This window comes from Brevundimonas denitrificans, from assembly GCF_030160755.1.
GTDB lineage: Bacteria > Pseudomonadota > Alphaproteobacteria > Caulobacterales > Caulobacteraceae > Brevundimonas > Brevundimonas denitrificans.
This window is the reverse complement of the sequence record NZ_BSOY01000086.1, coordinates 1-8,561: the sequence shown is the minus strand read 5'-3', so window position 1 is coordinate 8,561 and position 8,561 is coordinate 1. Positions and strand designations below refer to the sequence as shown.

9 protein-coding genes are annotated in these 8,561 nt (G+C 69.4%); 3 read left to right on the top strand and 6 right to left on the bottom strand.

Features of this window, described 5'->3' with window-relative positions; translation table 11 throughout:
- The 3 genes from QQJ79_RS13910 to QQJ79_RS13900 form a co-directional block, all read right to left on the bottom strand.
- On the bottom strand, window positions 1-617 hold a 617-nt coding region (locus tag QQJ79_RS13910; RefSeq protein WP_284223518.1), incomplete at its 3' end, for a DUF4167 domain-containing protein.
- Window positions 618-895: 278 nt separating this feature from the next.
- On the bottom strand, window positions 896-1,786 hold the full coding sequence (gene prmC / locus QQJ79_RS13905; RefSeq protein ID WP_284223517.1) for a peptide chain release factor N(5)-glutamine methyltransferase: 891 nt from the start codon (window positions 1,784-1,786) through the stop codon (window positions 896-898).
- A complete protein-coding gene (locus QQJ79_RS13900; protein WP_284223516.1) occupies window positions 1,783-2,571 on the bottom strand; it encodes an MOSC domain-containing protein in 789 nt (262 codons plus the stop codon). The genes prmC and QQJ79_RS13900 overlap by 4 nt, the downstream gene beginning before the upstream one ends.
- Before the next feature lie 74 nt (window positions 2,572-2,645).
- Between QQJ79_RS13900 and QQJ79_RS13895 the strand changes: the two genes are divergently transcribed.
- On the top strand, window positions 2,646-3,878 hold the full coding sequence (locus QQJ79_RS13895) for a YihY/virulence factor BrkB family protein (protein ID WP_284223515.1): 1,233 nt from the start codon (window positions 2,646-2,648) through the stop codon (window positions 3,876-3,878).
- Here QQJ79_RS13895 and prfA read toward each other — a convergent pair.
- Window positions 3,875-4,942 (bottom strand): peptide chain release factor 1, encoded by a 1,068-nt coding sequence (prfA, locus tag QQJ79_RS13890; protein WP_284223514.1) that lies wholly within the window; start codon window positions 4,940-4,942, stop codon window positions 3,875-3,877. The two genes, QQJ79_RS13895 and prfA, sit on opposite strands and share 4 nt — an antisense overlap.
- A gap of 164 nt (window positions 4,943-5,106) precedes the next feature.
- Between prfA and QQJ79_RS13885 the strand changes: the two genes are divergently transcribed.
- Window positions 5,107-5,736: a response regulator gene (locus QQJ79_RS13885; protein ID WP_284223513.1), complete on the top strand. Its 630-nt coding sequence runs from the start codon at window positions 5,107-5,109 to the stop codon at window positions 5,734-5,736.
- Between the two features lie 65 nt (window positions 5,737-5,801).
- Window positions 5,802-6,581, top strand: a complete 780-nt coding sequence (locus QQJ79_RS13880; RefSeq protein WP_284223512.1) for a sulfite exporter TauE/SafE family protein — start codon at window positions 5,802-5,804, stop codon at window positions 6,579-6,581.
- 34 nt (window positions 6,582-6,615) lie between these two features.
- On the opposite strand, the gene QQJ79_RS13875 is transcribed toward QQJ79_RS13880, so the two are convergent.
- Together QQJ79_RS13875 and ispG are read right to left on the bottom strand one after the other, a co-directional pair.
- On the bottom strand, window positions 6,616-7,212 hold the full coding sequence (locus tag QQJ79_RS13875; RefSeq protein WP_284223511.1) for a glutathione S-transferase N-terminal domain-containing protein: 597 nt from the start codon (window positions 7,210-7,212) through the stop codon (window positions 6,616-6,618).
- A gap of 2 nt (window positions 7,213-7,214) precedes the next feature.
- The gene (gene ispG / locus QQJ79_RS13870; protein WP_284223510.1) at window positions 7,215-8,354 is read right to left on the bottom strand and encodes a flavodoxin-dependent (E)-4-hydroxy-3-methylbut-2-enyl-diphosphate synthase; all 1,140 of its coding nucleotides are present in this window, start codon (window positions 8,352-8,354) and stop codon (window positions 7,215-7,217) included.
- Between the last annotated feature and the right edge of the window lie 207 nt (window positions 8,355-8,561).

Here is an 8,561-nt window from a genome sequence, read left to right as displayed (position 1 = left end):
TCCCAGCGCTCGCGGCGGGTCTCGCGGCGGCTGCCGTCGGCGTTGAAGCCGCCCTCGCCCTCGGCGCGCGGTTCACGGGGCTCGCGCGGTTCGCGGTCCTGCCGCGGCTGGTCGTCGCGGTCGCGCCATTCGCGGCGGGGCTGTTCGCCCTGACGATCGTTGGGGCGGTCGTTCTGGCGTTCCTCGGCCTCGCGCTGGCGGGCCTCGATCTGGGCGAGGCGGTCGGCCTCGACCTTTTCGGCGGCCATGATGGCGGCGGCCTGGGCGCCGGTCTCGTCCTCGAAATCGATGTCGAAGCCCTGGCCGGCCAGTTCGCGCTGGGCGATCTCGGACACGGGACGCGAGGGCTGGAGGGCGCGCAGGACGCGGAAATAGTGTTCGGCGTGCTGGGTGTAGTTCTCGGCCAGGACGCGGTCGCCGGCGGCCGAGGCGTCGCGCGCCAGCTGCATATAGCGTTCATAAACGGTCTGGGCGTTGCCGCGGACCTTGATGTTCTCGGGCCCTTGCGAGTCCCAGGAACGGTTCGGATTGGTGGCGTTGGCGTTGCTGTTGCCCTGGCCGCCGCCGGGCTTCCTGTTGCGTCCGCGCTGACGCTTCATGCCCTTGAAATCTCTCATCGGACGCTACCGTGCTTTGTATGAGGGACCGCCCGACGCGCCATGCGCCTGGGTCTGTCCGTGTCGTCGTTCCGTCTCGCGCGAGGCCAATCCCCGCTGACGATGTGATCGGAAATCCGTTGTCGGCCCCGTGGTCCGCCGGGCGACTGGCCCGACCGTCACTGTCCCGGGCGCGCGAGGATGGGCCTGAAGCGGTCCAAGGCGTGCGTTTTGGGTGGGAGACAGCGAAGACTTAGCGCGGCATGGGGCCGTTTCCAAGGGGTTTGTTTTGGGGCCGCCTACATCTTCGGAATGGGATTGGTGCGCGGGTCCGGGCCGTTGGTGATGACGCGGTCGCGGTCGGACAGGTCCTTGACGATGATGACGTGCTCGAAGCCCGCGGCCTCGAACAGGGCCTTGACCTGCGGGCCCTGGTCCCAGCCGATCTCGACAGCGAAGACCCCTTCGGGGCGGAGGATGCGGCGGATCTCGGGGGCCAGTTCGCGATAGGCGGTCAGGCCGTCCGGACCGCCGTCGAGCGCCAGAAGCGGATCGTGGTCGCGGACCTCAGGGTCGAGGCCGGGGATGTCGCCGGACGGGATATAGGGCGGGTTGGAGACGACGAGGTCGAAGCTGGCGTCGCCGAAGCCCGCGGCCCATTCGGTGCGCAGGAAGGTGGCGCGATTGTCGAGTTCGAGGTTGGCGGCGTTCTCCTTCGCCACGGCCAGGGCCTCGGACGAAATGTCGGTGCCGACGCCGCGGGCGCCGAATCGCTCGGCGAGTGTGGCCAGCAGGATGGCGCCGGAGCCGGTGCCGAGATCGATCATTTCGAAGGCCTTGTGCGGCGGGAAGGCCAGCATGACGACGTCGAGGATGGCCTCGGTGTCCGGGCGGGGGCTGAGGACGTCGGGGGTGACGTTCAGCATGATCTTCCAGAAGCCCTTCTTGCCGAGGATGCGCGAGACGGGTTCGCGGCGCAGGCGGCGTTCGACGAAGACGTCCAGCGCGGCCTGCTGGTCGTCGGTCACCACGCGATAGGGGTCGGTCAGGATGTCGGTGCGGGTCGCGCCCGTGGCGACCTCGAGCAGCAGGCGGGCGTCGATCGAGGGGCTGTCGATGCGGCCGGCCTTGAGCGTGGCGGTCGCGGCCTTCCAGGCGGAGACGAGGGTCGGACTGGGGGTCTGGGTCATGTCATCTCCACGCGGTCGCCGACACGCACCGTTCCGCCCGCGGCGAGGGTCGCATACAGGCCGCACCAGCGGTGGCCATACTGTTCGAACAGCGCCGGGACCAGATCGAAATCGCGCTCGGCCGTGTCGGGGTCCACATGGGTGGCGGCGCAGCGGACGATGGGTTTGACCCCGCGCAGGCGCGCCTCGCCGAGGGTCAGGTCCCGGTCGGCGCCGTCGTTCTCGATCCAGGCGGGCCAGCCCTCGACCCAGACATTGGCCCTGAAGCGGCGCGGATCGACCGGGCGGCCGACGCGGGCCTCGAAGTCCCGGACGCTGGCGAGGTTGAGCAGGGAGATGCGGCCCAGCGGATGATCCATGAAGCGGTGATCGAGGCCCTCGGCCGAGACCAGCCGCAGCGGGCCGGTGACGGCGTCGCCGAGGACGACGGCGAGCCAGCGCTCGAAGGCGACGCGGCTGTCGGCGTCGTCGACGGCCACGGCGAGGTCCTCATGCCCCGCGGCCGCGACATGGAGGGTGCGGGCCGCCTCATCCCAGCGGGTGTGGACGCCGGCGACCTCGGCGGTTCGCATCAGCACCGTGAATTTCTGCTTGGGCAGATGTTCGGGCGCGGCGCGGTCGAAACCCGAGGGGCCGTCCTCGACCGCGAACATCCGGTCGCCGGGGAACCAGCCGCCCGTCGGCAACAGGGCGGAGGCAAGGGGCTCGGGCGTGAATCCCTTGACCGGATGGCGCCACAGGGCGGTCACCACACCGGCGGCTGAAGGAATTGCTGTCTCGGCCATGGCGTTTCGTGCCGGAGCGTGGCCCCCTGTGCAAGCGGCGGAACACAGCCGCCTGAGGAGCCGTTGTGGCGGGAATGCAGGGACAGTCGAAAAAGGCCGGAGGGATCGGTCCCTGGGGAGTGATCGGCGCCATCGCGGGCGGTCTGGCCGCCGGCGCCGGCGCGGCGCATCTGGTCTACACCCGCGGACACAAATTCGGCCTTGAGCTGCGGCCACACCGGCCCCTGCCCGTCCCGCCGGCGCCGCCGACGCCCGAGGATTTCGAGGCCCGCGAGCCGGGACGCGGCCGACTGGCGCAGCGGCCGGAACATATTCCGCACAAGGGCTGGGTCGACATCTTCTGGCGGCTGGGCATGTCCTATTTCGGGGATCGGGTGGGCTTCCTCGCGGGGGGCGTGACCTTCTTCGTCATGCTTTCGCTGTTCCCGACCCTGGCGGCCTTCGTGACCGTCTACGGCCTGTTCGCCGATCCGACCGACGCCGCCGCCCGCGTGTCCTTCCTGTATTCGGTGATGCCGCCGGGGGTGGCGCAGTTCCTGTCGGGCGAGATGCAGCGGCTGGCCGAGAACTCCAACACCCAGCTGACCTTCACCCTGATCTGGACCCTGGCCCTGTCCCTGTGGACCGCGAACGGCGCGATCAAGGTCCTCTTTTACGGCCTGAACGTCGCCTATCACGAGGTCGAGAAGCGCCACATCGTGAAATACAACCTGATGTGCATGGCCTTCACCGTCGGGGGACTGGCTTCGATCCTGATAACGGCGGGCCTGATCGTGGGCGTGCCGCTGGCGCTGGGGGTGTTCGGCTGGGCGGCCGAATGGAGCTATCTGGCCCCCTTCCGCTGGCCCGCGCTTCTGCTGGTCTATGGCGCGGCCTTGACGCTGATCTATCGCCTCGGGCCCTGCCGGCAGAAGGCGCGCTGGCGCTGGCTGACGCCCGGCGCGATCTTCGCCGCCCTGTTGAGCCTGGTCCTGTCGCTGGTGTTCAGCTGGTATCTGCAGACCTTCGTGCGCACGGCCTACTATGGGCCGCTGGCGGCGATGATGGGCTTCCTGCTGTGGACGTGGCTGAGCGTGCAGATCATCATCATGGGCGCCGAACTGAACGCCGAGATCGAGCACCAGACGGCGATCGACACCACCACGGGCGAACCGCTGGCGATCGGCGAGCGGGGCGCGGTGGTGGCGGATACCGTCGGACCGAAGCGCGGTTCGCCGGCGGCGCTGGCGTTCACACTGAAGCACGCGGAGGCGTTGTCGGACCGGCTGCTGCGGCGGCGGGCCCGCAAGGACCCGGAAAACCTTTAGCCGAACTCCGCCTCAAGATCCGCCAGCCGCGCGGCCTGGTCCTCGGCGATCAGGGCGTTCAGCAGGGGGTCGATGTCGCCCTCGAGAATCTGCGGCAGGCTGTGCAGGGTCAGGCCGATGCGGTGGTCGGTCACACGGCCCTGCGGGAAGTTGTAGGTGCGGATGCGTTCCGAGCGGTCGCCCGAACCGACCTGGGACTTGCGGGCGTCGGAGCGGGCGTTGTCCTTCATCTGGCGCTGCATGTCGTAGAGGCGGACGCGCAGGTTCTTCATCGCCTTGTCGCGGTTGACGTGCTGCGACTTCTCCGAGGAGGTCACCACGATCCCCGAGGGGAAGTGGGTGATGCGCACGGCGGAATCGGTCTTGTTGACGTGCTGGCCGCCCGAACCGGAGGCGCGGAAGGTGTCGATGCGGATGTCCTTGTCCTGGATGTCGATCTCGACGTCTTCGACCTCGGGCAGGACGGCGACGGTGGCGGCCGAGGTGTGGATGCGGCCGCCGGCCTCGGTGGTCGGGACGCGCTGGACGCGGTGGACGCCGCTTTCGAACTTCAGCCGGCCGAAGACGCCGTCGCCGGTGACGGTGGCGATGATCTCCTTGTAGCCGCCGGCCTCGCCCTCGGTGGCCGAGTCGACCTCGACCTTCCAGCCCCGGTTGGCGGCGTAGCGGGAATACATGCGGAACAGGTCGCCGGCGAACAGGGCGGCCTCGTCGCCGCCGGTGCCGGCGCGGACTTCCAGCACGGCCGAGGCGTTCTCGTCCGCGTCGCGCGGGGCCAGCAGCAGGGCGACGTCCCGCTCCATATCGGGCAGGGTTTCCTTGAGCGTCTGCAGTTCGTCGGCGGCCATCTCGGCCATTTCGGGATCCGCCGCCATGGCCTCGAGGTCGGCCATCTCAGCCCGCGTCTTCGCCAGCGCCATGACGGCGTCGGCGATGGGCTTCATCTCCGCATGCTCTTTCGAAAGACGCACGATCTCCTGACCGTCGCTGGCCGCGCCCATGCGCGCCTCCACCTGGTGGAAGCGATCGAGCACCTGATCGAGCCGGGCCTGGGGCAGTCGCAAGGGGGAAGCGCCTCTTCAAAACGGGAGGCGGTGTTTACTCCGCCGGACGCCGCCCTGTCGATGCGGCGCGGCGATGGCGTGATCGTGACCGGGCCTCACAAGGCCGTCAGTCGGGTTTCGCCCCAGGAAGACGGACCCCAGCTGACCGGGAGACTGGAGGGCCCATGTTTGACGGAACGCTGACGACGAAGCGCGATGAAGGGGCCGAGCTGGCCCGGTTGAGAGCCCTGTACGACGGACTGCTGGATCATCCTCCCACGGGCGTGTCGGTCGAAGCCCGGACCGATCTGGACGCCATGGCGCGGATCTTCGACCTCGACGCCGACCGGCCGCCGGCCGAGGTGTGGCGCGACCTGCGCGCGGTGCTGACGCGGCAGGCGGACCCGGCTCGTGAGACGGACGACGGCCGGATCCCGATCACGCCGCCCCTGGCGATCATGGTGGTCGAGGATGATCCGGTCATGGCGGCGGACCTGATGGAGGTGCTGGTCGAGGCCGGGCACGGCGTGGTGGGCCCCTTTCAGGACCCGGCGGCGGCCGCTGCGGCGGCGGGCCTTCACGCGGTCGACCTCGCCCTCGTCGACATCAACCTGGCCGGACATGGAGACGGCGTCGCCCTGGCGCGGACGCTGAAGGACACATGGGGGATTCCGGTGATGTTCCTGTCGGGCGATGTCGCCGCAGCGGCGCGCCATGCGCGGCTGGCGACCGCCCTGGTGCTCAAGCCCTATGGCCGTCGGGACGTGCTGGCGGCGATCGCGCGGGCGGTCGACAGCGGCGGGGTGGCGGCCTGACCGCGCAACCAATGTTCGGACAGGGCTTTGCTTTCGGCGAGCCTTGCTGTTTCAGATCGGACTGAATGGAAACCTTCCTGCTGTTCTTCGTGGTCGGAGCCCTGGCCCAGGCGGTCGATGGGGCCTTGGGCATGGCCTACGGCGTGATATCGTCCTCGGTCCTGCTGGCCCTTGGCGTGCCCCCGGCGATGGCGTCGGCCAGCGTGCACGGCGCGGAGGTGTTCACCACCGCAGCTTCGGCCAGCAGCCACATCTGGCACCGGAACGTGGACTGGCGACTGTTGCTGCCATTGGCCATCGCCGGGGTGATCGGCGGTTGCCTCGGCGCCTATGTCCTGACCGGGATCGAGGGCGACGTCATCAAGCCGTTCATCGTCGCCTATCTCGGCGTGATGGGCGTCTACATCGTCTGGCGCGCCGGCCATGACATCAAACCCCGCCGCCTGAAATCCTGGGTGATGGGGCCGACGGGCGCCGTCGGCGGGTTTCTGGACGCCGTCGGCGGCGGGGGGTGGGGGGCCACGGTGTCATCGACCCTGGTGGCGGCGGGACAGGAACCGCGCCGCGCCATCGGGACGGTCAACACGGCCGAATTCTTCCTGACCGTGGCCATCAGCGCGACGTTCGTCTGGGCCCTGGTGACCGGCCACTGGGCCGAGGCGGGCGCGCTGGAGAACCATGCGGCGGCGGTGGGCGGTCTGGTGGCCGGCGGGCTGCTGGCGGCGCCGTTCGCGGGAATCATCATCAAGCGCGTGCCGAAGAAGATCCTGACCTATGCGGTCGGCCTGCTGCTGCTCGCCCTGGCGGGGTTCCAAGGCCTGCAGCTGGCGGGCGTGCTGGGCTGAACGACGAAGGCCGGGCACGACCTGCCGGAACGACTCATCCGGGCCGGGTTTCCGCAAAGCTCGGCCGGGCCTCCAGAGCGGTCTGAAGCGCGATCAGGCCGGGTCGACCGGCGGCCAGATCAAACCCGGGATGCCGGAAGCCGATCCAGGTCACGGCGACGCCGGCGGTGATCACGCCCATGTCGAGCCGGGCCGGGTCCGGGCGGGCGGCCTCCAGCGCATCGAGGGCCCGGGCCATGTTTTCGGTCCAGCGGGCGATCCACGACGGCGACCGCTCGTCCTCGGGACGACGCAGTTCCAGCAGGAGCTTGACGCCCATCTCCAACGCCTGATTGCCCAGGGTTTCGAGCCGGCGCACGCGCAGGCGCTCCGGGCCGTCGGCGGGCAGCAGCCGCGGGCCGTCGCCCAGAGCGTCGAGGTATTCGCAGATCACCGGGCTGTCGTTGAGCGGCAGGCCGTCCTCCGCGATCAGGGTCGGCACCTGGACGACCGGATTGGAGGCCAGCAGCTCCGGCGCATTGGCGTAGGGATCGACCGCAATCTCCTCGATCCGGCCGATCAGCCCCTTCTCACGGGCGACGATCCGGCATTTGCGGGCGAAGGGGGACGGGACGGTGATGTAGAGTTTCATGCTCACTCGGCGGCTTGGAGCGCGGCCATTCGCGCAGCGTCCAGTTCGGCGGCCTTGGCTTCGACCAGTTCGACGATGTGGTCGATCATGCCGTCGTTGTGCTGTTTGTGGGCCATCTTGCCGTTGACATAGACCATGCCCGAGCCGGCCCCGCCGCCGGTGAAGCCGACGTCCGTATACAGAGCTTCGCCCGGTCCGTTGACGACGCAGCCGATGATCGAGAGCGACATGGGCGTGGTCACATGGGCCAGCCGCTCCTCGAGGATGCCGACGGTCTCGATCACGTTGAAGCCCTGACGCGCGCAGGAGGGGCAGGCGATGATGTTGACCCCGCGATGGCGCAGGCCCAGCGACTTGAGGATGTCGAAGCCGACCTTGATCTCCTCCACGGGGTCGGCGGCGAGGCTGACGCGGATGGTGTCGCCGATCCCGGCCCAGAGCATGTTGCCCATGCCGATGGCCGACTTGATCGTGCCGGAGCGCAGGGGCCCGGCCTCGGTGACGCCGAGGTGCAGGGGGCAGTCGATGGCTTCGGCCAGCTGCTGATAGGCGGCGACGGTCAGGAAGGGGTCGGAGGCCTTCACCGAGATCTTGAACTCGTGGAAGTCGTGGTCCTGCAGGATGCGGGCGTGGTTGAGGGCGGACTCGACCATGGCCTCAGGACAGGGCTCGCCGTATTTTTCCAGCAGCTCCTTTTCCAGCGAGCCGGCGTTGACGCCGATGCGCATGGAGCAACCGTGGTCGCGGGCGGCCTGGATGACGTCACGGACGCGGTCGGCCGAGCCGATGTTGCCGGGATTGATGCGCAGACAGGCGGCGCCGGCCTCGGCGGCCTCGATGCCGCGCTTGTAGTGAAAATGGATGTCGGCGACGAGCGGCACCCGCGACTCGCGGGCGATGGTCCGGAAGGCGGTCGTCGAGGCCTCGTCGGGGCAGGAGACGCGCACGATGTCGGCGCCGGCCTCCTCCAGCTGGCGGATCTGCTCCAGCGTGGCCGCGGCGTCGGACGTCGGCGTATTGGTCATCGACTGGACCGTGATCGGCGCGTCGCCGCCCACGGGCACCGACCCGACCATGATCTGACGGCTCTTGCGGCGCTCGATATGGCGCCACGGACGGACGTGGGAAAGGTCAGAACTCATGCGGGCGCAACATAGGCGTTCGATTGCGGCATGGCCACGACGCGAAGCGCCGCAATCAGCCGCCGGTCGTGGCGACCATCGCCGTCTGGACGGTGGCGGCGCGGGCCTGGGCCTCCGCCTGCGCCGCGTTGATGCGGGCCGCGACCTCGGCGGCGGACTGACGGGCCAGGGTCTGGGCGCGGGCGTTCAGCTGGCTGAGCGGGGTCT

Excerpts from the sequence above, each read along its gene's own strand:
- prmC (WP_284223517.1), bottom strand. The coding sequence starts at position 1,786 with ATGACCCAGACCCCCAGTCCGACCCTCGTCTCCGCCTGGAAGGCCGCG.
- QQJ79_RS13885 (WP_284223513.1), top strand. The coding sequence starts at position 5,107 with ATGTTTGACGGAACGCTGACGACGAAGCGCGATGAAGGGGCCGAGCTG.
- ispG (WP_284223510.1), bottom strand. The coding sequence starts at position 8,354 with ATGAGTTCTGACCTTTCCCACGTCCGTCCGTGGCGCCATATCGAGCGC.
- QQJ79_RS13895 (WP_284223515.1), top strand. The coding sequence starts at position 2,646 with ATGCAGGGACAGTCGAAAAAGGCCGGAGGGATCGGTCCCTGGGGAGTG.
- QQJ79_RS13875 (WP_284223511.1), bottom strand. The coding sequence starts at position 7,212 with ATGAAACTCTACATCACCGTCCCGTCCCCCTTCGCCCGCAAATGCCGG.
- QQJ79_RS13880 (WP_284223512.1), top strand. The coding sequence starts at position 5,802 with ATGGAAACCTTCCTGCTGTTCTTCGTGGTCGGAGCCCTGGCCCAGGCG.
- QQJ79_RS13900 (WP_284223516.1), bottom strand. The coding sequence starts at position 2,571 with ATGGCCGAGACAGCAATTCCTTCAGCCGCCGGTGTGGTGACCGCCCTG.